Source organism: Salinivirga sp., assembly GCF_055145285.1.
This window is the reverse complement of record NZ_JBSRDC010000053.1, coordinates 20,320-46,713: the sequence shown is the minus strand read 5'-3', so window position 1 is coordinate 46,713 and position 26,394 is coordinate 20,320. Positions and strand designations below refer to the sequence as shown.

Below are 26,394 nucleotides of genomic sequence, written 5' to 3'. Positions count from 1 at the left end.
TTACAACTTTACGGTAAAATTACAATTATGAGAATAAAAGCAAACGGCACCCAAATGGAAGATGGGTATACACGAATAGATCAATTCAATGATAAAGCAACTGCTAAACTGGCAAAACATTACAAAGGCGTACTCGAAGGTCTGGGAGAGGATTCCGAAAGAGAAGGCCTGCAAGATACACCTAAAAGAGTAGCGCAATCAATGCAATTTCTCACACAGGGATATCACCAGTCTGCCGAAGAAATTTTGAATTCTGCCAAATTCAAGGAGGATTACCGTCACATGGTACTTGTTAAAAACATTGACTTATTTTCCATGTGCGAGCACCATATGATTCCTTTTATTGGAAAAGCACATGTAGCATATATTCCCAATGGGTACATCACAGGCCTGAGCAAAATTGCAAGGGTAGTGGAGGTTTATGCGCGCAGGCTGCAGGTACAGGAACGAATGACCAACCAAATCAGAGACTCAATACAAAATGCCCTTGATCCGCTTGGCGTTGCAGTGGTGATTGAAGCTCAGCACTTATGTATGCAAATGCGTGGTATCCAGAAGCAAAATTCTGTTACAACTACTTCTGCTTTTACAGGAGCTTTCCTGGAAAAAGAAGCTACACGTGAAGAATTTATACACCTGATTGGATCTAAATTATCATAAACAAATTTGTTTTTCACAAAATTATAGTGGCTGTTCTAATCTTTTGGAACAGCCCTTTTTCATTCCATGTCTTCAGTTGGCGGTGCTTCTTTATCTTTTAGTGACTTTGATGTAAGATCAATAATATCAAAAAGATAGGTGGTAGCAAACGAAATAGCGGTGTTGCGGTTGCTTTCAGTTGATATATCATTTGTGTAGATATCAACTGCGCCATGTTCGATCAGTATCTCACCCACAATTAAACCATAGTCAAGTTCATACTCAGCCCCACCACCAAAGCTAAATCCGAAATCAACTTTTTTGTAGAACTCTTTTTCAATGTTATGTTCAAAGGTTTCAAAGCTGTATTCATAAACTGATTTTTGATCCAGGGTTACATTGCTGTATATGCCACCTGAGCCATGCAACCGGAAATCCCCGATTTTAATAAATGATAGTTTTGCCAGTATTGGAATACCAATATAATCGGCAAAACGTTTTCCTTCATAATCGAATTCATCGCTTTTTACTTTGCTACCTTTTCTGGAAAAAATTAGCTCAGGCTGGATCGATAAGCGATTGGTTAAACCAAATTTTCCAACAACCCCGAATTGGTAGGTGAAGAGGGTTCCTGTTTCTTCGTCGTCTACTTTTAAATTAGATACCCATGCGCCACCCATGCCAATTTTTGGGCCGACGTAAACAAATCCGATTTCCTGATTTCCTATGGTGAATAATTGGGCTTGAATAAAATTCACGATCACCATGGCCAGCATTAAAAATGTAATTTTTTTCATGGTTGTGTAGTTTTTAGTTAGTGATAAATTGAAGCTTTTTATTTCAACACCTCCGCAGGCTTATCAAATTTATGTCAAAAAATGGAATTATAGAACACTTGTGTTCAGTTTTTTATTGACTAAATTTTAGTTGTGTTTTTAGCTGTTTGGTGATTTTCAAGTGTTATTGTAGTGGCATGAAATAGAAAATTGTACATTTGCATCTGTTTTAACCAAAAAAAACAATCATTTATGAAGGCATTTGTGTTTCCCGGACAGGGAGCTCAGTTTGTTGGCATGGGGAAAGATATGTACGATACAAATCCCGAAGCCAAAGTAATGTTTGAGAAAGCCAACGAAATATTAGGTTTTCGTATAACAGATCTGATGTTTGAAGGAACCGATGAGGATTTAAAGCAGACAAAAGTTACGCAACCAGCCATTTTTTTGCATTCAACCATACTGGCTAAAGTCATGGGGGAGAAGTTTGCGCCAGAAATGGTTGCGGGCCACTCACTTGGTGAATTTTCTGCGTTGGTTGCTGCCGGCGCGCTCTCTTTTGAAGACGGGCTTAAACTTGTATCAAAAAGGGCCAGGGCTATGCAACAAGCCTGCGAGCTTGAACCATCTACTATGGCCGCCATTATTGGCCTTGATGATGAAAAAGTAGAAGAAGTTTGCAATAATATCGATGAAATAGTTGTGCCTGCTAATTACAATACAGTAGGCCAGCTTGTTATTTCAGGCTCCGTTGCCGGAATCGATCAGGCTATAGAACAATTGAAAGAGTTGGGCGCCAAAAGAGCAATGAAGCTGCCTGTAGGAGGTGCTTTTCACTCACCATTAATGGAGCCGGCGCGTGTAGAGCTTGAGAAAGCTATCAATGAGACCAATATTGAAAATCCGGTTTGCCCGGTTTACCAAAATGTTACAGCTGCCGGAGAGCGCGATCCGAAAGAAATAAAGGAGAACCTTAAAAAGCAACTTACTGCGCCTGTAAAATGGACACAAACGGTTAAAAATATGATTGCCGACGGTGCCGCTTCATTTACTGAAGTCGGACCTGGTAAAGCTTTACAGGGAATGGTTAAAAAAGTTGACCGCAAAATGCCTGTTGAAAGCGCAATAGTAGAATAAACGATATTTATGCACTGTAAGCCCTGTAAACCTCATGATTTGCAGGGCTTTCTTTTTATAAAGTCGATTTTACATTGCCTCCTTCTATGGCATATACCTGACCTGTAACGAATTCCGATAATGGTGAAAGCAGCCATGCAGCCAGTGTTCCCAGTTTTCCCGGGTCGCCCATTTGTTTTACAGGTATGTTATTGATCCATTTTTGGCGGGCATCGCCGTAAGATAGTCCGTCTGTTTCGCTTTTCTTTTTTATCAGACGTTCAATGGCAGGTGTTTCATGGGAGCCTGGTGCTATTATATTCATTGTAATATTTTGCCCTGAAATTTCCTGCGAAAGTGTTTTCATCATACCCACAACGGCCAGCCTTATTGATGTACTCAGCACCAGATTTTCTATAGGTTGCTTTACCGATGCGCTTTCTATGTAAACCATTCGGCCGTATTCTTTTTTAGTAAAGTGGGGTATGAGTTTTTGTGTCAGGTCTACTTTCCATCTCAAAAGGTTCTGGTATGCTGCATCCCAATCTTCAATGCCAGTTTCTGCAAAACTTTTTGCGGGAGGCCCGGCAGAATTTATTAGTATTCCGTCTATATCATGCTCCTTTGCCGCAGATGCAACTTCACCAATTGTTTCTTGAGTTGTTAAGTCGCCGGTAAGTGGTATGAAGTTACCCTGGTACTGATTGGTTATTTTTTCCAGTTTATCATCCTGGCGGGCCACACCAATAACTTTTGCGCCATCATTGAGCAGGGCTTTTGCTGTACCATATCCAAAACCGCTCGTGGCACCACATACTATAAATGTTTGTTGCGCTATTTGTAGATTCATAGTGAAAATTTATTACCTGGATTATTTGCCTCTTGGTTTTTAAAATTTCAAGCTCACATTTTGCTTAAGGTCTTCGTGCAGGCTTAGTGGCACCGGGCTTACTTTTACAAGTTGTTTGAGTATGTTTTGTTGTTTTTCGGATAACCCACACGCTGTAAAGTCAAATTCTACGCGAACTTCCGCTACGCGTCTTGGATTTTCTGCCATTATTTTCCAGGTCTCAGCTTTTGCTCCCTGGATACTAAAGCCCGCGTCCTCTGCTTTAATACCCATAATGGTAAAAATACAGCTCGTTAGCGAAGTGGCAAGCATGTCGGTAGGTGAGAAATATTCTCCTTTGCCATGGTTATCTACCGGGGCGTCTGTAATTATTTTATTACCAGAACGGACGTGCTCTGCTTCTGTTCGCAGGTTTCCCTTATAAGATGTTCGAATAGTTGGTTCCATTGTACGATAATTTAGATAAGTGGTAATTATTCTCGCGCCTATACTTAACACATACAAAGAATAAAAATGTTTGATGTGGGTTAATTTTTTGTGCCGATTAGGTAATCGTTTATCATTGACATCAGGAGGCTAATATCGATAGGTTTGGGGATGTAGTTATTGCACCCTGCTTTGAGAGATGCTTCACGGTCATCGCCCATAGCATAGGCCGTTTGGGCAATGATGGGTATGTTTTTATTTGTTGACCTTATTTTTCTAACTACATTAAGTCCCAGAATATCGGGCAGGCGAATATCCAGAAGTATGAGATCCAAAGGTTTTTTTGATTCCCATTCTTTTATTGCTTCCTTACCATTTTGAGCTATGGTTATTTTAGCCCCGGTTGGTTCGATGAGTTCGTTTAAGAAAATTTGATTAGCCTCTTCGTCTTCTACAATTAGGAGTGACTTACCCTTCCAGTCATATTTCACTTCTGTTTCTACTGTAATGTCGCTTTTTACTTCCTGTGTATTTCCTTTGGGGATTTTAACAAAAAATACGGATCCTTTATCTGGTTCCGATTCTACCCAAATCTTTCCACCAAGTTTTTCTGCCAGACTTTTACAAATGGAAAGTCCAAGACCTGTCCCTTCAAATTTGCGGGTCATTGCCTCATTTGCTTGTTTGAATCGGTTGAATATCTCTTGTTGTTTTTCTGTGGAAATGCCAATACCTGTATCCTTTACATAAAAAGTATAGTCGCTGTCTGATAATGTGTAGCCTATCTCTATTTCACCCTTGTCGGTAAATTTTAACGCATTACTCACCAGATTGGTAAGTATTTGCCTTAATCTGATGTTATCTGTTAATATAGTTGAATGGGTTCTGTGTTTAGCGTTATTAAGTTTTAAATTAAGATGTTCTTTTTCCTGATTCTCTATTTCTTCTGTAAATGTATTGTAGATTTCGTGCATCAGGTCGTTAACGTAAAATGTCTCCTTGTATATGGATAACTGGTTGGCCTCAATTTTTGAAATATCAACTATATCGTTGATTAATTGTAATAAATGTTTAGTAAGTGAGTGTATTACGCCAAGAAATCTTCTTTGTTTTTGTACCGGGTAATCTCCTCTTTTTAGCATTTGCGAAAAACCCATGATTCCATTCATCGGCGTGCGAATTTCATGGCTCATGTTGGCCAGGAATGCAGATTTCAACCGGTCACTTTCTTCTGCTCTTTCTTTGGCTGCTTTAAGTTCTTCGCGTTGTTTCAATAATTTTTCTGTGAGTTGAAGCAGTTCATTGTTCGTCGATTTTAATTCTTCTTCTGCTTGCAATAATTCTTCGTTCTGTTCCTTGATGCGCTCTTGTGCAGCAATCCGCTCTGATATGTCCCGGAGGTATGTTTGAAGTCTTCCATCTGCAACCTTGCGCGTATTCATTTCAATATGAATCAGTTTCTTGTCTTTTCTTTCCAGTACACGCTGACTTAATATGGTTTTGCCTTCGAGAACATCTTTGTAATTAAAGGGTTTCTGCTTAATTTGCTCCTCTGGGAAGAGTTTCATTATGTTTTGACCAATAATTTCTTCTTTTTCATACCCGCTTATCTGGGTAATACTCTGATTGCAATTGATGATAGTCCCTTCATGATTGCCAATAAGTATACCATCTGCAGCCCATTCGAAAAGTGCTCTGTATCTTTCTTCACTTAATCTTAGTTTTTTCTCGGCTATCTTTTCTTCGGTAAGTTCCCTGAATACTACTTTAACCTTATTTTTCTCGTTGTTGGGTAAATATAAAGTATGGTAGATTCGTCCGTTTTTTTCGTTTTCTGATTCTATGGGTTCATCACTGCTAAGTGCGTTTTCAATAATTCGCCTCCAGGCATTAAAATCTTTTTCTTCGAGAAAATCAGCCATTGACTTATTGATGATTCCCCTCGGTGAAGATTCCATGCTGGCAGCCATGGTGTCGTTCGCTTTAAGAATAATACCTTCGCGGCTAAATTCTCCAATTCCAAAAGGTGTTTTCGATTTGAGTCCTTTAAAGGCTGTATCTAATTTACTGTTTTGCTGAATTTGTTCTGCAAAGAAAAGAATTGCGCCTACGGATTGTCCCTTGTTATTGAATTCGGGTTGTACATTTACCTTTATTTTGCTATTTGCAGAGCCGGCAACAAAGAATTGTTTTTCCAATTGTGCTATGGGTGTGCTTGTAACAATCTTTTTGAATTCTTTTAAGGCTGTACTTTCCGGGTTGAATTTATTTAAGGGTAGCTTTCTGAGTGCTATGGGTTGAATGTCGAAGTAATGGCAAAAAGCTTCATTGTAAGCCTGAAATATTAAATCTTTATCCAGGTAGATCGCGGGATACTTAAGAGCGTGGATCAGATTGGCGTAAGTTTGATCGTTTTCTGAAAAGGCGAAGCTATATACCATAAGAAGAAATTTAATAACGTCCAATATACAAAATATATTTAATAATCAAAAAGCTGGAAGCATTTTGTTACATGTTAAATTTGTATTGCCCGGTTTAACTGGCCTGATTGAAAAGGAGCGTAATTACATATAAAATTATTCTGCGGATGAATATTTTTTAAAAACTTGTTGCTATCTTAATGGTTTGAAAATATTGTAAAAATAATAATCTTATGCTAAGACTATCAGGTGTATTTGTACTTTTAGTGATGTGCACTTATTTATCGGCCCAAACCGAACGTCCTTTTCCTGAAATACAGGAAATGAGTTGGGGGAATGAGTTTACCGTTGAGATGCGGCTGTCAAATGATTCTGCACATGTGTATGATGTGAAAGAGTTACATCATTCAGCAAACTTTTCGAAGAACAACAGAGATGAATTGGTCTATTATCCGGTGGGTTTAGAGAAGAGTTTTATTGACCAGCTAAAAACTCGCAAGATAACAAATGCCGATACTGCCAATAGTGAAGTAAAAGGCAGCAACAAAACACTTTGGTCGGCAATCCATTATTCCATTGGCGGGGCTTATGTGCACTTTATTAACTGTTTGCTTTATGCATTGGAGACAGGTGAGTTACAGGTTGATGCACCACTGATGCAAAGGCAGGAAAGTGACTGGAAGCCCACGCCCCGAACAGAAAGCTGGAAAAGAACCCGTAAATGGAATTATTATGTGCCCGTGCGGCAGAGATATGCCCGGCGAGAATATAGAAAGAAGGCCCGGAATGATAACTTAAGAGACCTCCAGACTGTGCCACAGGAATTTATAAACTTATTTCTCGAAACCAACGATAAGGAATATGAAGAACTTGAAAAGAATGAAGAAGTAGATAAACTTGCAAAAATTGATCTGATAAAAATATTACTGGCGTCAAATTATTTGGGTGAGACGCAAATTAAGTATATCAAAAACAGGGTTTTAAAGGCTATGAGCCGTTATTCGGTTAATCAATTGCCCTCTGTAATAATTCTTGATGATTTTAACGCCGCAGTGGCTATGAGTTTGGATGAGAAAGGATATCAGGTCCAAAAAATTGTTTTCCGCGATCAGGACCAATTATCGGACTATGAAAAAGAGGAACGAAAAAAGACTATCCGGGCATTAATACATGAGATTAATGAGGTGAATAAAGAAGTTTTCCAGAAAAGCCTCCAGAAATATTATCAAAAGGGTTAATGCAAAATTTTTTATCTTGAAAAAGCGATATTTTTATCGCTTTTTTTTGTATTCATGATATATCGATTTATATTTGATAGAATTTGGAATCTGCCTCAAATTATAGCTATGAGAAAACAACCATTTACAACTTACATCGATGGTTAATTTGTAGGTTAAAAGATTTTAAACAATCCAGACAGAATAGTGGGAGTTTGTAATTTATGGTGTCTGTATTTTTTAATTGAAACTGTTTTATTAACAGGATATTATCTATTTAATTAATTTACAAATTAACAACTATGAGAAAAATTTTTATTTATCTGCTAATGTTTGTATTTGCAGGAAGTGCTATTGGTCAAAAAGATCTGCAATACAAAAAACAAAATGGCTTTGATGGAACAGTTAAAGTCGAAAAAATCAAATTTGAGCAAAAAAATTATGATGCAAAGGATGTTATCTGGTCTGATGATTTAGAAGACGGTAGCATGGATGATTGGACTACCTACGATGAGGATGGAGATGGTTTCAATTGGAGTGTGGCATCTTATTCTTCTCCGGTAAGTACTTCTTGTTTAACTTCTGCCTCCTGGGATGCAACTCAGGGTGCTTTAACACCCGAAAACTGGGCTGTTACGCCTGCTATTGATTTGTCTGCTGTAACAGATGCCATATTCCTTGATTTTAACGCCTGGGCTCAGGATCAGGGATGGACATCAGAGCATTACAAAGTCATGGTTTCTACTACTGATAATCAGGTTGCCAGTTTTACAGACAATGTTTTTGAAGAAACATTACCTGGTGAAGGCGTCTTTGAACGCACAGTTTCTCTTAGTGACTATGCTGGTGAAACTATCTACCTCGCTTTTGTGCATTACGATTGTACTGATATGTTTATGTTGAACCTCGATGACTTCTCTGTTTATACGAATACTGAGGTAGATCTGGGTATAACTGCAGCACCGGCACCATCAAATGAGGCATCCTGTGCGCTTACGGCTGCTGAAGATGTTACCATTACGCTATATAATTATGGTGGTGTTGATGCTTCAAATTTTGATGTTTCTTATTCAATTAATGGTGGTACGCCAGTTGCAGAACAATTTACAGATACAATAGCGTCAGGAGCCAGTGCTGATTATACTTTCTCATCAACAGCCGACCTTTCAGCTTACGACTATTATGATTTAACTTTTGAAGTTGCCATTGCCGACGATGTAAATCCGGATAATGATACTTTTGCGAAAGAAGTTAGAAGTACTGACGGAACTTTAATCGTACGTGCGCAATCTGATGCTGCCGGCGACCAGGAATGGACCATTACCAATTCAAATGATGAGGTTGTAGCCTCTTTTCTTGATTATCAATGGAACGTTTTGGTTGAAACTCAGGTTTGCTTGCTCGATGATGATTGTTATACATTTAATTTTACTGGCTTTGATGAAACAGGTTGGGTAGAACTTGTATACAATGGTGATGTAGTTGCTGGAGGAGAAGACCCCGGAAATACCACTGGTGGTGTTACATGGCTTGGTATTGGAGGCGGATGTGCCAGTGTTGATGCAAAATTGGATGCTATTACTACTCCACAATATGCTACAGCCGGAAATATTTATATCAGTGGTATAGTGAAAAATATGGGCGCTGATAATATCACTTCATTTGATGTTTCATACAATGTTGACGGAGGAGCAGAAAGTGCCGTATATTCAGTAACAGGCGTTAATATTGCTACCGGTAATACATATGAATTTACACATGATGTGCCCTATAACTTCGATACTGAAGGTTCATACAATGTTCACGTTGCTGTATCAAATGTAAATGCTGATGAAGATGCAAATGCAGAGAATGATACGCTGAACAAACAGGTTACTATTGTTCCATTTGTACCTGAGAAAAAAGTTTATGGAGAAGAGGCAACCGGAACATGGTGTGGATGGTGTCCACGTGGGCATGTTTTTATGGATTATATGACCGAAAATTATCCGGATACCTGGATTGGTGTGGCTGTGCATAATAGTGACCCAATGGTAAATACAACTTATGACAATGGTATAGGCACACAAATAGCTGGGTATCCAAGTGGATTGGTTGATCGTAGTGGTGAGTTTGATCCTTCAGAATTTGAATCGGCATATTTGGATAAAATAAATACCATTGCCCCTGCTTCTGTGAATATAGAGACCATTAGCTGGGACCCTGCAACTCGTGAAATTTCCCTTGAAGTATCTTCACAGTTCATTGCAGATCTTAGCAACGTAAGATTTAATGCTGTTATTGCTGAAGATAGCGTTACCGGAACAACCAGTGGATACAATCAGGCCAATTACTACGCTGGTGGCGGTAGCGGTACAATGGGCGGTTATGAAAACCTTCCTGATCCTGTACCTGCTGCAGATATGGTATACATGCACGTGGCAAGAGAAATATTAGGAGGATGGGATGGTACCGATGGCAGTCTGCCTGCATCTGTAGCATCAGGAGAAACACACAGTTATACTTATGATTACACAATACCCGAAGATTGGGATGTAAATCATTTGGAATTTATTGGTTTATTGATTGACCAAAATACTGGTGAAATACTCAATGCCAACAGCACAAAAGGAATACAGCTTCCACAAACTGTTACTTTCAACGTAACGGATGGAACAGATCCTTTAGAGAATGCTGCTATTGAAATTAACGGAGAATTATTAATGACTGATGGAACTGGTGTTGCTACAATTGACCTTTTCGATGGTGATTATGATTATACAGTTACACTGGCAGGGTATGAGCAAACCAGCGGTACTATAACTGTGGCCGGAGCAGCGCTAACTGAAGATGTTACAATGAGTGTTCCTTCTACCTTTTATAATGTAACTTTCAATGTTTCCGACAATTCTGGTAACCCAATTGAAAGTGCTATGGTTAATATGACAGGTTACGGTGAGCAAACTACAGATGTTGATGGAATATCAGTTTTTAATGATGTTAGTAATGGTACTTTTTCCTATACTGTTTCAGCAACCGGATATGGTGAAGAAACCGGAGAAGTAACCGTAGCAGATGCTGATGCTACAGTTGACGTAGTTATAAACCCACTGGGATTGAATCAGATTGAAAAACTTGATTTCAAAATTTATCCTAACCCTTCGAAAGGAATATTCCATGTGAAAACTAAGGGAACTGCTGATCTTACAATAATAAACGCAGTAGGTCAGGTCGTAAAAACGCAACATATTAATGGTGAGGCCACCATTAATATGACTGACAATGGTGCTGGGATCTATTTTATTCGTCTGCAGTCAGACAATTCAATAGGTACTAAGCGTATCATTGTGCAATAAATAAATTTTCAATATTATTTTAAGCCGCTGGCAACTGTCAGCGGCTTTTTTTTCGAATTTCTCCGTTTGAATTGGTGAATTTTGATTTTTCTACGCTCTACAAAAATTTATTCGCCTTTTTCGGATCTTATTGGCTCATGTCCCGCTTTTGTCACGGTCTCTTTTATAGTTAGTAGCACAGATTAATTAGCTTTGGTTAAGCATGAAATATCCAGGTTATGAGCGGCTGTTACCATTTGAATATAATTAGATTTTCACCTAAAACTATCCTTTTTAAAAACTTCAAAGTGAACCAATTATTAATGCTTGGTTTAATGGCTGAGAGTGAGGGGCTTTGCATAAAATCATAACACAATGAATAAATTAATAATAATTAAAACCTTTTCACTATGAGACATTTATCTATTTTACTGCTTTTATTTTTTGGAATTTCCCATTTTGCAATGACACAAAATTTTGCAGGGGGTGATGGTACTGCAGCCAATCCCTGGCAAATTGCCACACCTGCTCAACTTGATGAATTACATAATTATACAGGTGATGCACATTCTGATAAGAATTTCATTCTTATTGAAAACATTGACCTGACGGCCTATCTTGCCTCAGGTGGCGCAGGATATGATCAATGGGGCACTCAGGGTTGGATGCCCATTGGATCATGGGGTGATTTTTTCAAAGGAACTTTTGACGGGGATGGATATGCTATTAAAGGGGTTATGCTAAACAGGTCAAATACTTCTATTAATGGCGCTGGTTTTATTGGCAATACAGAAGATGCCACAATAAAAAATGTTTACCTGATTGATGTAGATATTACCGCTGTCAATGAAGCAGGAATGCTGGTTGGATTTAACCAGGGAACTATTGAAAATGTTCATGTAAATGGCATTGTAAGTGGTGGCCAGGAAGTTGGGGGTTTAACCGGTGTCAATATTGGCAACATTACAAATTGTAGTGCGGAAGGTACTGTTATTGGTACTGCACAGAGTGTTGGTGGCTTAATCGGAAATAATGTCAATTCAACTGTATCTGGTTCTTATACTAATGTAGATATAACAGCAGATGTTAATGCTGGAGGTTTAATAGGGTATAACAACAATAGTGATATAGTAAATTGTTATGCATTGGGAACCATTAATGCAGTAGAACAATTAGGCGGAATTGCTGGTGTTAACAATGCATCTACCATTGAAAAATCCTTTTCTTCTATTGATGTTTCAGCAACAGGTTTTAACTGTGGAGGTATTGTTGGAGTAACTTATGGTGGGACAATTACTAATTCTTATGCACTTGGAAATGTGACTACTGCGACCAATATAGATGGACAAAATGTTGGTGGTATTGTGGGAAGTACAAACAACACAACTAATATACAATATTGTTATGCCACCGGTGCACTTACGGGTTATAGCGGACGAACAGCCGGCCTTGCAGGAGTACTCAGGACAGATGGTTCTTTGACTGATTCTTATTGGGATACTCAGACCACCGGACAAGTCGATCCAGTAACCTGGAATGACGGGACAACCTCGAACCTTGTTGGTTTAACAACAGCAGATATGGTTGGTTTTGCCGCTCATACTACTATGACTGCTTTGGATATCCCTTCAGTATGGATCCCGGCAGAAATCGGATTTCTTATAACTGCAAATGGATATCCAATGCTTGGGTCAATTAATCCGTTTGCACAACTTCGCGCTCAGGGTATTCTTAAAACATTTGCTTTAACAACTGAGGCATTGCCAGTTGAAGGTGGTGATGTTTTAGGTGATGGCCAATACGGCGAAGGTGAACCAACTACCATAATAGCAATGCCAGCCGAAGGCTATGAGTTTGTAGAATGGACTGGTTCTATTGTAAATATCGATGATGCGTCTAAGGCAACAGCTCAGGTTACGATGCCTGGATCAGATGCCGCATTTACCGCAAATTTTACCGCCATTGACTACACACTAACCCTGAATGCTGTACCCGCCGCAGGTGGCTCCGTAACAGGCGATGGAACCTACAATGTGGGCGATGCCGCTTCAATCACAGCCACGCCCGCAGCCGGTTACACGTTTGTCAACTGGACGGGCGACACCCAATACCTTGACGATGCAACTGCCGCCAATGCCACAGTAACTATGCCCGCCGGGGATGTAACGCTGACGGCAAACTTTGCGGCGATTGACTACACACTAACCCTGAATGCTGTACCCGCCGAAGGTGGAACAGTAACAGGTGCCGGTACTTACAATGTGGGCGATGCCGCTTCCATCACAGCCACCCCCGCGGCCGGTTACGAATTTGTGAACTGGACGGGCGACACAGATTATATTGACGATGCAAATGTCGCCAATGCCACAGTTACCATGCCCGCCGGTGATGTAACGCTTACGGCAAACTTTGCGGCGATTGACTACACACTAACCCTGAATGCTGTACCCGCCGCAGGTGGCACCGTAACAGGCGATGGAACCTACAACGTGGGCGATGCGGCTTCCATCACAGCCACACCAGAAGCCGGTTACACGTTTGTCAACTGGACTGGCGACACAGATTATATTGACGATGCAACTGCCGCCAATGCCACAGTTACCATGCCCGCCGGTGATGTAACACTTACCGCCAACTTTGCAGCCATCGATTACACACTCACCTTGAATGCCGCACCTGTAGAAGGTGGAACCGTAACAGGTGGAGGTACTTTCAACATTGGCGACGCCACTTCAATTACAGCCACAGCAGCCGAAGGCTACGAATTTGTAAACTGGACAGGCGACACCCAACACCTTGACGATGCCACTGCTGCCAGTGCCACAGTAACGATGCCCGCCGGTGATGTAACGCTGACGGCCAACTTTGCCGCCATTGATTACACGCTCACCTTGAATGCCGCACCTGTAGAAGGCGGAACCGTAACAGGTGGAGGTACTTTCAATATTGGTGATGCCGCTTCAATTACAGCCACTCCTGCCGGGGATTACGATTTCATTAAATGGACCGATGAGGATGATAATTTAATTAGCGAAGATGCAACTTATGAATACACAATGCCCGCCAGTGATGTGGTGTTAATTGCTGTTTTCGAAAGTGGAAATTCGATTGATGAAAATGCTGAAATTTCAACGAAAATTTATCCGAATCCATTCGATCAGGTTATTTACATAGACAGTTCGACGAGTATTACTAAAGTTGAGCTTCTGACTATAACCGGCGAATTGATTCATATAGAAAACGGACCAATAAATGAAATAAATACCGAAGGTACTGAACCGGGTATTTATTTGTTAAAAATAACAGATCGCGAAGGTAAAGTTTCTATACAGAAACTAATCAGGCGCTAAGTCTCGAATCACTGTACAAAGGGGCCGTCCATACATTATTTGGACGGCCTTTTTTATGGGATTACTGTTAATCATCTTTCTTAATGCTATTACTTCTCTGTTTTTTCCCTGAGATATTCTATATTTGAATAAGACTAAAACCAGATTGTGTAGAGTGTTATGGGTGGTTTTCGGGAAAAATTTGAATTTTCTATTGCTGTAATTACTTTTTTATTAGTTGTACTGGCATCTTTCTTTATTTTTAATAACAAAGAAAAAAATACTGAATTATACAGTAACGGACTTTTTGTAGATATGGACAAGGGAGGAGTGGTTTCACTTGAAGGTCCTATGGAGTTTTACTGGAAAAAACTTTATGCACCAAACGATTTCCATCGATTAAATATTGAAGAAGCTGACACGCTGTTTTTCCCTAATCCATGGAACAGCAAAATAGTTAATGGAAAGGAACTGCAGGGTAAGGGCTTTGCCACATTTCGCACAAACATTTTTTTTGATTCATTGCAACCCATGGCTATATTAATTGATGATTATTGCAATTCATTCAAATTATGGATGAATGGTGAACTCATCGCAAAAGCTGGCCGGGTGGGGCGTAATTATGCCTCAACAAAATCTGTTAAAGTAAATTCAATTGCATATTTTACACCGCGAAAAGGCTCCAATGAATTTGTGCTTCAAACAGCAAATTATGATGAGAAGTATGGTGGTTTCCGTCAGGCATTCCTAATAGGAGCCGAAGACAAAATAGTGCAAAAAAGGAATGATGTGCAAGTGATCGATACCCTGGTACTCGGTTTTTTATTTACTACTTTTCTGTATTATCTGGGCCTTTTCATATTTGTGTCATCTGAAAAGAGTCTTTTGTATTTTAGTTTATTGGTCTTCTTTATTTTTTTGCGACAATTGTTACTTGGACATGCAGGTATAATGGATGAATGGATAAATACACATGTCCATTTTTATTTGAAAATTACCATTGCCTCTGCACTCACATCATCTTTGATGGTATTTTTTGTTTTTCGTTCAGTATTTCCAAAATTCCTGGCGCGGAAAGCTTTCAATATTTATGGCGGGTTAATGCTAATGTTTTTAGTGTTTACTTTTATTTTTCCCATGTACCATGTGTCAGTAGGTATGCATTACATTCAAATAGTCGTACTGGGCAGTATGACTTATATTTTTTATTTGGCACTAAAGGCTTTTAGGAAAGCGGATAAGGAAAAGCGATTAATAGCCTTAGGGTTGATATTATTTTTAGCAACTGTGGTGCTGGAAGCTTTAATTTTTAATCGACAGATTAGCGCTGAATATATTCTACATTACGGACTGGTGATTTTTATTGTTTTCGAATCCTATGCTTTCGGAGTTAAGTTATCAAATACCTACCAGCAAAATGTAAATCTCAACAGGCAGTTAGAGTTTCAGAATAAAAATCTACAACGCCTCGTAGATGAGAAAAGTGCCGAAATAATGGAAGCTAAAGAGCGGGAGTTGTTTTCAGCAATGCTGCAAAAATCTTCAGCCGATAAGTTTCTTCTGCAATTAAAAGATGATTTGTCAAAGCTAAACATTGATAACAGAAAAGATGAAAAAAAACTAACCAGTATTATAAGTTCTTTAGAACAATCTGTCAGCCATGAAGAACTTGATAATCATTTGCTGCATTTTGAAAAAATCCATCCACAATTTTTTGAAGTTTTGCAGGAGCAAAATCCTGATTTGACTCAAAATGAACTAAAGTTGTGTGCATATTTGAAATTAAATTTGAGCTATAAAGATATCGCCAATATTTTGCATGTGCAGCCGGAATCAGTAAGAAAAGCCAAATCGCGCATGCGTCGTAAAATGGGCTTATCATCAGATGGAGCGGTGCATGAATACTTATTGGCCATTCAAACACGGTGAGTTAGAGTGTCGAAACTTTTTGGATCAATTTTAGTATACACAGAGGGTCTCAGATATGTAAAATTTTAAACTATTCCTATGAAAGCCAATCGGGTAATCTTACTTGCTATTACGTTAATAAGCATTTCTGTTTTTACAGGTTTTAAGGGTTCTGCCCAAAACTTCAACTTAACTTTTCGCGTCGATATGAGCCAGCAAACAGTTTCACCTGATGGTGTGCACATTGCCGGCGATTTTCAACAGCAGGCCGGGTATGCCTCAAATTGGGATCCTGCTGCAACACCACTGACTGATGCTGAAAGTGACGATATTTATGAAATAACTGTGTCACTTCCACAGGGAACCTATTTTTATAAATTTATCAATGGTGATGACTGGGGTGAACAAACCGAATCTCCATCAGCGTATTGCGCCATCGATGATGGTGCAGGTAATATGAACCGCCAGGTGATGCTGGGCGATGAAAACCGGGTGCTTCCCGTGGTTATGTTCGATTCGTGCAACGCTTTTGTGCAATTCTCCGTGAATATGAACCAGGAAAATGTTTCAGCAGAGGGGGTACATGTAATGGGCAATTTTCAGGAGGCTGCAGGTTTTTCCGGAAATTGGGCGCCAGCAGCTATTGCAATGCAGGATTTAAATAATGATGATGTTTATGAGGCTGAGGTTCAAATGCCTGCGGGTGATTATCAATACGTTTATATAAATGGTAATACTGAAGCCGGGGCTGAAAATCCGCCTGCAGAATGTACCGTGGATGATGGAAGTGGTAACCGGGTACGTGAATTGAATGCGGCTGTCGGAAATCCACCGGAACCAGCCTACACTTTTAATTCGTGCGAAATTGCCAATACTACACCCCAATATGCAACGCATTGGTGGAACGATGCGGTTTTCTATGAAATTTTTGTACGTAGTTTCAACGACAGTGATGGTGATGGAACAGGCGATTTTCAGGGAATAATCGACAAACTCGATTATTTGAATGATGGAGATCCGAATACAACTGATGATTTGGGCATCACTGGAATATGGCTAATGCCCATGATGGAATCACCATCTTATCACGGCTACGATGCTACAGATTATTACGCCACTGAACCCGATTATGGTACCATGGCTGATTTTGAGGAGTTAGTGGCTGAAGCCCATGCAAGGGGCATTAAAATTATCCTCGATTTAGTGATGAATCATTGCTCAAATCAACATCCATGGTTTACGCAATCAGCCAATAACCAAAACAATTACCGTGACTGGTTTGTCTGGTCCGATACCGACCCGGGTTTTAGTGGCCCCTGGGGACAGGATGTGTGGCATTACCAGAATGGTAGTTATTATTACGGACTTTTCTGGTCGGGTATGCCCGATTTAAATTACGACCATGAACCGGTGAAAACCGAAATGTTTAACGTGGCAGAGTTCTGGCTCAACAAGGGCGTGGACGGTTTCAGGCTCGATGCCATCAAGTACCTGGATGAAGATGGCAATATCCTGGAAAATACACCTGAAACTTTTCAGATTCTGGAAGAATTTAATGATGTCTATAAAGCAGCGAACCCCGAAGCTTTCACTGTGGGTGAAGTGTGGTCAAACACAGAAAGTATTGTGCCATATGTGACCAATGACCGGCTCGATGTGTGTTTCGAATTTGATCTGGCCGGAGCAATTGTCAATAGTGTGCAATCAACCAATCCTTATCAAATAGAAACGGAGTTCCAGAATGTGCAGAACAATTATGCGCGGTTGCAATATGCCACATTTCTCACCAACCATGATATGGAGCGCATTTACAGTGTGCTTAGCGAAAATACTCAAGACATGAAACTGGCTGCCTCCATTTATCTTACCATGCCGGGTATACCATTTGTCTATTATGGCGAAGAAATCGGGATGACAGGCACAGGCTCCGATGAGAATTTTCGTCGGCCCATGCAATGGACAGGCGGCACTTATGCTGGGTTTTCGACTGTAACACCCTGGATTGCCCTGGGCGACAATCATGTTACCCATAATGTAAATGATATGGAAACAAATCCCAATTCGTTGTTGGAACATTATAAAAAACTAATTCATACCCGAAATGATTTCGCGCCGCTGCGGAGGGGATATTTGCTTCAGGTTGATAATACAAATAATAACCTGCTTAGTTTTGCAAGAATTCACGAAAATGAGGCTGTTGTAGCTGTTGCTAATTTTGGCACCGTGGCTGCTCAACCTGCACTTTCACTCGATATTTCTTCCCTGCCAGCCGGCAAATATGCTGTAACCGAATTAATGTCGGGTACAACACTCGACAGCCTGACAATTGATGCGAACGGTGGTTTTGGCTCATGGCAACCGGATATGGGTGATTTATCATCAAAGGACATCCAAATATTTTATTTGACTTATGGCCAGAATGTAGGAATAAATGGCGCAACTGAGCAGAATAGTCAAATCGATATTTATCCCAATCCGGCTACGGAAAAAGTCACTATTTCTGCTTCAAACGCGATAGATGGCTCAATGCAGGTTCAGGTTTTTGATTTAAATGGAAAACTGCTTGTGCAGGATAACTTAAATGCTTCAAAAAGTACGCTTAATATTTCCAGTCTGAAACCCGGCGTGTATTTTATTCGTTGTGCAACATTGCACCATAATGAAATAAAAAGATTAGTGGTTGCTGAATAAAACACATTTGTTGTTACGATAAAAACTTATATTTTTGTAACATTAAAGTGTAGTATCTATAATTTTAAAATATAGTTTACTGCACTTTTTTTAAATGCAATAGTTTTATACCAACATCTATGAGAGCTTTTCTGCTGTTTTTTATTTTTACCTTCAGTCTGCAAGTAAATATGAGCCGGGCACAGGTACTTGATTATTCAACTTCAATTACCATCGACAATAAAAAGAAGATTACAGAGACCACCTATCTGATTCAAATCAACAAAAAAGAAAGTGCACATTTATCCGATATTGCTATTTATCACCATGCCAAAGATAAATTAAACTTTTGGAGGCTTATGTCATCGACGCAAATGGAGACAAGGTTAAAAAAGTAAGAAAACGTGATGTAAAGACCAGAAATCGTAGCACTTATAGCACATTTTACCAGGATGCTATAATTGAAGAGTTCGATCTGCATTGGAGCACCTATCCCCACCTGATCAAATACGTTTATCGCATTATTGAAAAAGATTTTGTTTTTATCGCAAACTGGACACCCTACATTAAGTCTGACCTCAAGGTTAAAAGCAGTACATTAACGGTTGATATCCCCCGAAGACTTTGATTTTAAGTCAGAATACCCAGATGTATTCAGGTTTAGGAATGGTAATAAAAAAAGACGGAAAGTTCTGGAATGGAATCTTGGAAGTTATGAAACGCCCGAAGAGGAAGTTCTTGCATCTCCACTGGCAGAGCTTATTCCCAGGGTTATTATAGTTCCGCAGAAATTTGAGTATGGTGTAAAAGGTTCGTCAGAGAACTGGCAAACTTTCGGTATATGGCAATCAAATTTAAATGCCGGCACAGACCTGCTAACTACAAGTGAGAAAGAGAAAGTAGATAAATTAATCAAAGGTATTGATAGCAAGCGTGAGATTGCAAGAACTTTGTATCATTATATGCAGGATAATACCCATTATATTAATGTTTCCATTGATTTTGGTGGTCTAAAATCATATCCGGCTTCTTATGTGTGCAACAATAAATATGGCGACTGCAAGGCCTTAACTACCTATATGAAGGCATTGTTGAAATATGCCGGTATTGAATCTTTCTATACAAAAATTCGTGCTGGTGAGAATACGGCTTCAATAAATGAGCAACTACCTTCGCAGCAATTTAATCACGTAATTTTATGTGTGCCGTTGGAGCAAGATACCATTTGGCTCGAGAATACCTCTGATATTTCGCCATTCAACTACCTGGGTAGTTTTACGCAAAATCGCAAAGCCTTATTAATCGATGGAAACAAAAGTCGTCTCGTCAAAACACCGGCAATGGATATTTCTGATGTGCTGGAGAAAAGATGCTACCGGTTTTTCATAGCTGAAGATGGTTCAGGTGAGGTAACAATTAACCAAAAACTGCGCGGAGATGCCTTCGAAGCTCTTAATTATTATAAAGAACAGGCCTCCACAGAGGATCAAAAGGAACTTTTAACGAAATATTGTAAGATTGATAATTTTACCTTGCAAAATTGGAAGCTTATTCAAGCTCATCGCGATACTCCGGAGATAGAACTCAATATGCAAGGAACCTTTGATGACCAATTTAGAGAGATTGGAAAAATGTTGGTATTAAAGCCGTTGAAGTTAGCATTCCCAGAGCTGGAAACACCATCGCAAAGAACCCACGACGTAAGAATTCCTATGCCTTCAAATTGCATCGACTCCATTGTTTATGAACTTCCTAATCAAAAGCAATTTGAGGTGAGAGTGCCGGAAAATGCTGTTTTTAAAACAGATTATGGAAGTTACAGCGAGGAATATTCGCGTACCGACAGTACCATTCTACTTACCCGGCATTTTCAATTGTATACCAACCGCATTTCCAAAGCAAAATACAAGGAGTTTTATGATATTATAAGCTCTATTCGTGATTATAGAAAACAGTCATCCATTATTTTAAATAAGAAACAATGAAGTACATTATATTCGTTTTAAGTCTCTTTATTTCAAGCTGTTTGCTGGGTCAGTTTGAGGATGAGAAATTTGGTGTTATCTCGCAAAAAGAGATTGATATGGAATCATACCCGGAAGACCCGGAAGCCGGTGCAGTGGTTTTATTTGACAAGGGTCAATCTGTTTTTTTCGATTACAGGGGTGCTTATGATATCAGATTCACCAGGCATAAAAGAATAAAGATTTTTGATAAGTCTGAACTGGACTATGCTAAGGTTTCCATACCTTTTTATGAAGATGGTTATGATGCCACAGAAAAGGTGGTCTCCATTAAGGCAGTAACGTATAATTTTGAAAATGGACGTATCATCAAACAGGAATTAGACCCATCAACTATTTATGTAGAGCGTGTGAATGAAAAATGGCGTCAGAAAAAGTTTGTTTTGCCTCAGGTAAAGGCAGGGTCTATTATTGAGTACGAATATGTGCTGGAAACACCTTTTCATTTTAATTTGCCTGACTGGACCTTTCAGCATAAGGTCCCAACCCTTTACAGCGGTTACGAGGTGAGAATGATTCCCTTTTACGAGTATGTTTTTTTGGCGCAGGGTATTGAGGAATTCGACCATCAGGAGTCATATGTCGACGAGCGCATTCGGCAATGGGGTGATGTGAATAAAGTTTATGGCAAAAACGTAGGAAGTGGAGTTGAGTTTAAAGAGTATGTGCATCATTATGTGATGAAAGATGTGCCAGCTTTCAAAGATGAGTCATACATAAGTTCCATCGACGATTATATCATGAAGCTTGATTTCCAGCTTTCAAAACTTCATCGTCCACAGGGTGGTACAGAAGCAATAATGTCTACATGGCCGGAACTCAACAACGATTTGCTGGATAATGACCATTTTGGCAAATATTTGAAAAGATCAAGGCGCTTTGCCAAAAAAATATTGGAAGACGAACTCATGTTGTCAGATGAGAATCCGGCTGGTAAGGCCAAGAAAATTATTGATTTTGCTAAAAATAGCTTTAAGTGGAATGGGCATTACGATAAGTATGTTTCTAAATCGGCCAGGGAATTTTATAAAACCAGGGTAGGGAATGCAGCAGATATAAATTTGTTTGTTACGGCTTTATTAAGAAGAGCAGGGCTCGACGCTGACCCGGTGATATTGAGTACCCGCGATCATGGAAAAATAAATGCAAATTACCCTTTTGCTGAGTTTTTCAATTATGTAATCGTTTTAATCAAGGGTGATACCCCGTTTTTGACCGATGCCACTGAATCGCAACTTTCATTTAACAGAATACCACCACGCTGCATCAATCAAAGTGGCCTGCTTGTAGAAGAAGATCAGGAAAACTGGGTGGACCTGCAGCTCAATATTGCGGCAACAGAGCTTCATCAGATTTTACTTTCCCCCAATCCGGAAATCGGAAAGTTAAACTACAGAGTAACGCTTCAAACCCGGGAATACGCGGCCTATCGTTATCGCGATAATTATGTTGACGATACAGCTAAATTAAAATCGTATTTTGAGGATAAGCTTGGAAAAGTTAGTAATGTTATGACGATCAATTATAACAAGCCGGGTAAACCTTACATTATGGTCTTGCAGGGTGAGAAAGAGATGGAACAATTGGCAGGTAATTTAATTATAAAGCCATTTATGAAGCTTGCCATTAATGAGAATAGGCTTACTCAAGATACCAGGCGCTACCCGGTCGACTTATTGTACCCACGAAAAGAATTGTTTAATGTTTCTCTTGATATCCCTGAAGGATACGCTGTAAGCGATATTCCGGAACCTGACAAAGTCAACGATGAGTTGGTTTCTATTGATGTTAATTACAGTAAGCAGGGGCAAATATTGAAAGTTAACGGTAAGTATACATTGAAAAAGCCGCTCTACCAGCCTTCGGAATATAAAAGCCTGAAGTATTTCATTAACCAAATAGTGGAACATTTTAAACAGGATATTGTGCTTGTTAAGCAATAGATTCTCGTTTCTTATGCAGGTTTAGTAACTGCACGCTTAACGTAGGTTTTAAAGCTTAAGCCCTGGTTACGAATAGCATAAATCAGGGCTCCTGTAGGTTGAGACCTTCAATACCAAAAAAATATTCATTTGGTGTATTTTAATACATATCACTTCAGTCCATAACATTGGCTTTATAATCCTGAGCTAATTTTTTAGTTACTCGATAACTGAAGTTTCATATCTGACAAATTAGTGATTTTAAGTTTTTTCCCTACACTGACGCTGATGAATACCTCATTACTTTTAATTTAGCGCACCATCGCGGCGACATTTCCATTTCTGACATTTTATCTACCATTATATCAGGCCTAACGACCTTTTAATATTTCAATAGAATATAAGGCTCAGCCAATTTTTTTCAAGAAGTGTAAAAAATATTTGACGTAAAGTAAAATTTATTTAACTTCGTGTCGTCAATTTATTACATAAAGTAAAATTAATTATACAAAGGAGGTATATCATGTCGTACAGAGAAAAAGAAAGTATTATCAATATTTTCAGTGGCCTGCTTATCACAGCCATATTTGCCTGGATTGTTTACCAGCGACATCTGGAAGGAAGATTTGATCTGACCAGTGATTTTAAAAATTGGGGTATTATCTTACTCATTTTTATGGGCGTTTCCATTGCGGCTCGCATTATCATTTACATCATCTTTCATATTATCAATGCCATTGCCACACGCGAAGAAGAATTGCCTATGACCGATGAACGTGATAAACTAATTCAACTCAAAGCGACCCGAAATTCGCATTATGCATTTTCCAGTTGTATGTTTCTTGGGTTCTTATCCCTGGCTATCGGCGCGCCCATTTTTACTATTCTAATTGCTTTTGTGGCCAGCGGATTGGTTGCTGAAATAGTAGACAATAGTTCTCAAATTTATTATTATAGAAAAGGCGTGTAGCAATGAATCAGCAAATAATAAGCAATAATATCAGAAAACTCCGCTTTAATGCCGGCGAGATGACTCAGGAAGAATTGGCCGATAAGGTATGCGTATCCAGGCAAACCATCGTAGCCATTGAGAAAAGCAAGTATTCCCCTTCGTTGGAGTTGGCATTTCGCATAGCCCATGTATTTCAATACCCTTTGGAGGAGGTTTTTATTTACCACCCTGAAGCTGATAAAACCAAAACCCGTAAAAAATGTAAATGAGCATAAAGCTGAATAAAGAGATGACACTAAAAAACTTATTAACCATGAAAACCCACCAAAACGATGCCCGAAAAGTATTTCGCAAAAAAGGAACCTGTTCGCACACCTTCTTTTACCTGCTAAACCGGGAATTTGATCAACTCAATGAAACCTATGAACGGGCTTCCGACCCGCTGGCCGGTGGAATTATGCAATACGGCCATCAATGCGGGATGCTTTGGGGTGCGGCATTGGCTGTTGGAGCTGAAGCCTACCGGAGATTTTCCGATAAAGATCAAGCCATTTCTATAGCTGTTCATGCCACAAGAAATATCATGAATTCGTTTTCTGCTCACACTGGAAGTGTTAATTGTCGTACAATAACCCGTTCTAACTTTAAAAGCAAGTGGGGTTTGGCCAGGTATATGGTTACAGGCCGATTCCTCCTTTGTTTCAAGCTCTCGGAACAATGGATTAATGAGGCCATCCGGGCTGCACATGAAGGGTTGATCAATAAAAATCTTGAGATACCCGAAAAAACAGTGAACTGCGCCACAATGCTTGCCGAAAAGTCAGGTGCCACTGACAAGGAAGCCGTTATGGTAGCCGGTTTAGCCGGTGGAATGGGCCTGAGCGGTGAGGGATGTGGAGCACTGAGCGTTGCCATTTGGCTCGAAGCTAAATCCTGGAGCGTGGCAAATCCGGGTAAATCAACCTTTTCCAATACCGGAACCAGGCCTATAATAAAAGCCTTTCAGGAAATTACCGGTGGCGAAATGCTGTGCCACAAGATATGCAAACAGTATTTTAGAAATCTTTCTGAGCATACTGATTATATAAAAAATAATGGGTGCGAAAAGATCATCAAAAAGCTGGTCTCTTGTCGAGTATGAAATGACGGGTAAGTTGAAGGGTTTTTCGTTTTTAGCAAGGCGAAAAATGTGCGCATAGGAGCGTTCTGTATGCATTTTTAAAGCAGATAAAAAATGAAAAGAACAATACTTGGCCCGTCAGGTACTGCTTGACCTGACACTAGCTAAGGAAACGTGTAGAGCTTGAAGTACTGAAACGTCCTGCATAATAAATATTTGTCCATTTACATGTTTACCATGGAGTTCATTATTGCTTTAAGCTTGTTCTAACTATTGTTTTTCCAAGGAACTTATGTATTTTTATTTACCCAAGTAAATAAATTAAATTTGAGGCTTTGAAAATCAATCAATCATGAAAATAACCAACACAATTATCGCGTTATTGGCATTAACACTGTCGCTGGCTTGCAATCAGAATCAAACAAAAGAAACTGTTCAACAAAACAACAGTCATGCAGAAACTGGAATGTCTGCCACATGGCTTCGTATGAGCCACCAGGGGCCCGTTAAAATGCAGTTTATGGAAAATGGTAAGGTGACTATTGCTTTTGGGAATGACCAATCGGTGGAGGTCACCTCAGCTTACACTATAAATGGCGATACCGTGGAGTTTATCGATGAAAATGGTAAGATGTGCCCGGCTCCCGGAACTTACGTGATGGACGAGACGCCTTATTACATGTCCTTTGATGTATTAAACGACACCTGTAACGGCCGCATTAAAACAACTGCCGGATTCTGGACCAGGCCCAATTTCAGGAAATTAGAAGACACCTTAAACAAGCAAATTACCGCTAAACCGAATCCCAAACTTTACTTAATGCGCGCACGGCTTTACATGGCCACCGGAAATTCAGCTAAGGCACGCGCAGATTTTGATGCATACATTGCCACAGATTCGACTAACGCCCGGGCTTTTACCAACAGGGCTGCTACACGTTTTCCCGATGATATGGATGGCGTATTGGCAGATTGCGAAAGTGCCGTAGCCCTTGATCCAGGGAACAAAAATGCATGGTTCCTCCGGGGGCTGGCGCTATACGAGCTGGGCCGGAAAGAGGACGCTTGCCAGAGTTTTAGCAAGGCTATTGAATTGGGATTTTCTGTATTGCGCATTGCGGAAAAACAAAAATGTGCAGAGTATTGGGACACTGAAGATAATTCATAAATCAATTTCAAATGGAAAACAAAGTAACACAGCAGTTAAAATCGCTCCGATTTGCCTACGTAGCCCTTATGGTTGGCGTCATCTCTTTTGGTTTGTTCGCAATTATTATAAACTATATAAACGGTAGCTTTATGATCCCAGACAAGGTAACGGTAAATGCTTTTTTAGTGGTTTCAAATGTGTTTTTTATTATTGGTCTTATGGTGGCTGTTTTTATCACCAATAAAAAGCTCAAAGCCATTAAATCAACAGATTTGCTTGAACAATTGGAAATTTACAGGGAAGCAATTCTTGTTAGAGGCGCTGTTATAGAAGGTGTTGCCTTCTTATTTTTAGCAAGCTATTTACTGTTGGGTTTTAATATTTTTCTAATCGAAACCTTAATTGGATTGCTGGCTTTAGCTTTCTTTTTTCCCACCAAACGCAGAGTTGCTGAAGAACTTAAAATCGACATCAGAAAGCTAACCCGGAGCTGAAGGTTTTGTTTAATGCAGGTTTTTTGTGCAACCTTTTTGTATTGCAGTGTAGTTTTCGAGCTTAAGG

The 26,394-nt window shown here is 39.6% G+C and carries 20 protein-coding genes; 16 read left to right on the top strand and 4 right to left on the bottom strand.

Annotated features, from left to right (window positions below):
- The first annotated feature begins 54 nt into the window (after nt 1-54).
- On the top strand, nt 55-660 hold the full coding sequence (gene folE / locus ACTB0Y_RS10455) for a GTP cyclohydrolase I FolE (RefSeq protein ID WP_463206792.1): 606 nt from the start codon (nt 55-57) through the stop codon (nt 658-660).
- A gap of 59 nt (nt 661-719) precedes the next feature.
- On the opposite strand, the gene ACTB0Y_RS10450 is transcribed toward folE, so the two are convergent.
- Complete coding sequence (locus ACTB0Y_RS10450; protein ID WP_463206765.1) at nt 720-1,436, bottom strand: porin family protein; 717 nt, start codon at nt 1,434-1,436, stop codon at nt 720-722.
- A 231-nt stretch (nt 1,437-1,667) separates the two neighbouring features.
- On the opposite strand from ACTB0Y_RS10450, the gene fabD reads away from it, so the two are divergent.
- Entirely contained in the window at nt 1,668-2,552 is an 885-nt protein-coding gene (fabD, locus tag ACTB0Y_RS10445) for an ACP S-malonyltransferase (RefSeq protein ID WP_463206764.1), read from the top strand.
- A gap of 55 nt (nt 2,553-2,607) precedes the next feature.
- Here fabD and ACTB0Y_RS10440 read toward each other — a convergent pair whose 3' ends face one another.
- The 3 genes from ACTB0Y_RS10440 to ACTB0Y_RS10430 form a co-directional block, all read right to left on the bottom strand.
- Entirely contained in the window at nt 2,608-3,381 is a 774-nt protein-coding gene (locus tag ACTB0Y_RS10440) for an SDR family oxidoreductase (RefSeq protein ID WP_463206763.1), read from the bottom strand.
- A gap of 39 nt (nt 3,382-3,420) precedes the next feature.
- Nucleotides 3,421-3,828, bottom strand: a complete 408-nt coding sequence (locus ACTB0Y_RS10435; RefSeq protein WP_463206762.1) for an OsmC family protein — start codon at nt 3,826-3,828, stop codon at nt 3,421-3,423.
- Between the two features lie 80 nt (nt 3,829-3,908).
- The gene (locus ACTB0Y_RS10430; RefSeq protein WP_463206761.1) at nt 3,909-6,248 is read right to left on the bottom strand and encodes a PAS domain-containing hybrid sensor histidine kinase/response regulator; all 2,340 of its coding nucleotides are present in this window, start codon (nt 6,246-6,248) and stop codon (nt 3,909-3,911) included.
- Nucleotides 6,249-6,460: 212 nt separating this feature from the next.
- Here ACTB0Y_RS10430 and ACTB0Y_RS10425 point away from each other — a divergent pair, with 212 nt between their 5' ends.
- The 14 genes from ACTB0Y_RS10425 to ACTB0Y_RS10360 all read left to right on the top strand — a co-directional run bounded on the left by ACTB0Y_RS10425 (nt 6,461) and on the right by ACTB0Y_RS10360 (nt 26,327).
- The gene (locus tag ACTB0Y_RS10425) at nt 6,461-7,465 is read left to right on the top strand and encodes a hypothetical protein (protein ID WP_463206760.1); all 1,005 of its coding nucleotides are present in this window, start codon (nt 6,461-6,463) and stop codon (nt 7,463-7,465) included.
- A 281-nt stretch (nt 7,466-7,746) separates the two neighbouring features.
- Nucleotides 7,747-10,779 carry a choice-of-anchor J domain-containing protein gene (locus ACTB0Y_RS10420; protein ID WP_463206759.1) on the top strand — a complete coding sequence of 1,011 codons (3,033 nt, stop codon included), beginning with the start codon at nt 7,747-7,749 and terminating at the stop codon, nt 10,777-10,779.
- A gap of 389 nt (nt 10,780-11,168) precedes the next feature.
- Complete coding sequence (locus ACTB0Y_RS10415; RefSeq protein WP_463206758.1) at nt 11,169-14,108, top strand: InlB B-repeat-containing protein; 2,940 nt, start codon at nt 11,169-11,171, stop codon at nt 14,106-14,108.
- Between the two features lie 159 nt (nt 14,109-14,267).
- Complete coding sequence (locus ACTB0Y_RS10410; protein ID WP_463206757.1) at nt 14,268-16,016, top strand: 7TM diverse intracellular signaling domain-containing protein; 1,749 nt, start codon at nt 14,268-14,270, stop codon at nt 16,014-16,016.
- A gap of 78 nt (nt 16,017-16,094) precedes the next feature.
- Nucleotides 16,095-18,686: an alpha-amylase family glycosyl hydrolase gene (locus ACTB0Y_RS10405; protein ID WP_463206756.1), complete on the top strand. Its 2,592-nt coding sequence runs from the start codon at nt 16,095-16,097 to the stop codon at nt 18,684-18,686.
- Between the two features lie 119 nt (nt 18,687-18,805).
- Nucleotides 18,806-19,063: a hypothetical protein gene (locus ACTB0Y_RS10400; protein WP_463206755.1), complete on the top strand. Its 258-nt coding sequence runs from the start codon at nt 18,806-18,808 to the stop codon at nt 19,061-19,063.
- Nucleotides 19,015-19,293, top strand: a complete 279-nt coding sequence (locus ACTB0Y_RS10395; RefSeq protein ID WP_463206754.1) for a hypothetical protein — start codon at nt 19,015-19,017, stop codon at nt 19,291-19,293. Before ACTB0Y_RS10400 ends, ACTB0Y_RS10395 begins: the two co-directional genes overlap by 49 nt.
- The gene (locus ACTB0Y_RS10390; RefSeq protein ID WP_463206753.1) at nt 19,271-20,650 is read left to right on the top strand and encodes a hypothetical protein; all 1,380 of its coding nucleotides are present in this window, start codon (nt 19,271-19,273) and stop codon (nt 20,648-20,650) included. The genes ACTB0Y_RS10395 and ACTB0Y_RS10390 overlap by 23 nt, the downstream gene beginning before the upstream one ends.
- Nucleotides 20,647-22,632 (top strand): DUF3857 domain-containing protein, encoded by a 1,986-nt coding sequence (locus ACTB0Y_RS10385; RefSeq protein WP_463206752.1) that lies wholly within the window; start codon nt 20,647-20,649, stop codon nt 22,630-22,632. The genes ACTB0Y_RS10390 and ACTB0Y_RS10385 overlap by 4 nt, the downstream gene beginning before the upstream one ends.
- A 502-nt stretch (nt 22,633-23,134) precedes the next feature.
- On the top strand, nt 23,135-23,581 hold the full coding sequence (locus tag ACTB0Y_RS10380; RefSeq protein ID WP_463206751.1) for a hypothetical protein: 447 nt from the start codon (nt 23,135-23,137) through the stop codon (nt 23,579-23,581).
- Between the two features lie 2 nt (nt 23,582-23,583).
- The gene (locus ACTB0Y_RS10375) at nt 23,584-23,832 is read left to right on the top strand and encodes a helix-turn-helix transcriptional regulator (protein WP_463206750.1); all 249 of its coding nucleotides are present in this window, start codon (nt 23,584-23,586) and stop codon (nt 23,830-23,832) included.
- A gap of 44 nt (nt 23,833-23,876) precedes the next feature.
- A complete protein-coding gene (locus ACTB0Y_RS10370) occupies nt 23,877-24,704 on the top strand; it encodes a C-GCAxxG-C-C family (seleno)protein (RefSeq protein ID WP_463206749.1) in 828 nt (275 codons plus the stop codon).
- Nucleotides 24,705-25,035: 331 nt separating this feature from the next.
- Nucleotides 25,036-25,851 (top strand): tetratricopeptide repeat protein, encoded by an 816-nt coding sequence (locus ACTB0Y_RS10365; RefSeq protein ID WP_463206748.1) that lies wholly within the window; start codon nt 25,036-25,038, stop codon nt 25,849-25,851.
- Between the two features lie 11 nt (nt 25,852-25,862).
- A complete protein-coding gene (locus ACTB0Y_RS10360; RefSeq protein ID WP_463206747.1) occupies nt 25,863-26,327 on the top strand; it encodes a hypothetical protein in 465 nt (154 codons plus the stop codon).
- Nucleotides 26,328-26,394 lie beyond the last annotated feature (67 nt).